This is a genomic window from Aerococcus sp. L_32 (assembly GCF_050689315.1).
In genome coordinates this window covers 1-1,436 of sequence record NZ_JBOEQF010000478.1, presented here as the reverse complement: position 1 = coordinate 1,436, position 1,436 = coordinate 1, and the positions used below count along the sequence as shown (strand labels likewise).

Here is a 1,436-nt window from a genome sequence, read left to right as displayed (position 1 = left end):
ATCGATCCAGAGTTAGGCATAGATATTGCGAACTTAGGCCTAATATATGAAGTAGATATGGATGAAGCAGGGAAGGTTGAAGTCATAATGACTTTAACAACTGCCGGTTGTCCCTTAGCAGACTTCATTGATAGTGACGTGAGATATCAATTAGCTAACTTTGATAAAATTACTGAAATCGATATAAAAGTTGTCTTTAAACCGCATTGGGATTTATCTCGCATCTCACGCTTTGCTCGTATTGCTTTAGGTATTCCGAGTGATTTTATTCCGAATTAAATTAATATTTAAAAGTCCTGTCTAACGATGGGGCTATTTTTGTACAAAGTTCTAAAATTCACATAAATAATTGTTATATCCTATTGCTTATTGTTATATCCTATTGCTTTAGGTATAAAAATAGTTTATCATATGTGTAATTAATCACAAGTTTAGATGTTTGCTTCGAATTTATATGGAGGGAATACCATGGAAAAATTAAAAAACGAAAAAATGAATGTTAATCCTTGGGAAGGTTTTACAGGGACTAAATGGCAAGAGTCAATTGATGTTAGAGATTTTATTCAAAAGAATTATACTTTATACGAAGGTGATGATTCATTCTTAGAAGGTGCAACGATTGAAACTTTCCAATTATGGGATCAAGTAATGGAACTAACAAAAGCAGAACGTGATGCTGGTGGCATTCTAGATATGGATACTAAAGTTGTATCAACAATTACGTCACATGATGCGGGTTACCTGAACAAAGACGTTGAAAAAGTTGTGGGTGTTCAAACTGACAAACCTTTCAAACGTAGTTTACAACCATTCGGTGGAATCCGTATGTCTGTTCAATCTGCAGAAGCATATGGCTACAAGATTGATCCAGAAATTGAACATATCTTTACAGAGTACCGCAAAACTCATAACCAAGGTGTATTTGATGTATACACACCTGAGATGCGTGCTGCTCGTCGTTCAGGAGTAATTACAGGACTTCCAGATGCTTACGGTCGTGGACGTATTATCGGAGATTACCGTCGTGTTGCATTATACGGAGTAAACCGTTTAATGGAAGAGAAACAAAAAGACTTCGCAAATATTGGTAACGGACAAATGAACGAAGAAGTTATGCGTCTACGTGAAGAAGTTAGTGAACAATACCGTGCCTTACAAGATTTAATTGAATTAGGTAATATTTACGGCTTTGATTTAACGCGTCCAGCTGAAACAGCGCAAGAAGCATTCCAATGGTTATACTTAGGATACTTAGCGGCAATTAAAGATCAAAATGGGGCAGCAATGTCATTAGGTCGTACATCTACATTCCTAGATATCTATATTGAACGTGATCTTGCTACAGGCGTGCTTTCAGAAAAAGATGCGCAAGAATTAGTTGACCATTTCGTTATGAAATTACGTCTAGTTAAATTCTCACGTACACCTGATTACAA

2 protein-coding genes are annotated in these 1,436 nt (G+C 36.1%); both read left to right on the top strand.

Annotated features, from left to right (window positions below; genetic code table 11):
* The coding region (locus ACRCJ0_RS14030) for a metal-sulfur cluster assembly factor (RefSeq protein ID WP_431390845.1) at positions 1-279 on the top strand (279 nt) is incomplete at its 5' end.
* Between the two features lie 189 nt (positions 280-468).
* Positions 469-1,436: pyruvate formate lyase family protein (locus ACRCJ0_RS14025; protein ID WP_431390844.1), on the top strand; the 968-nt coding region annotated here is incomplete at its 3' end.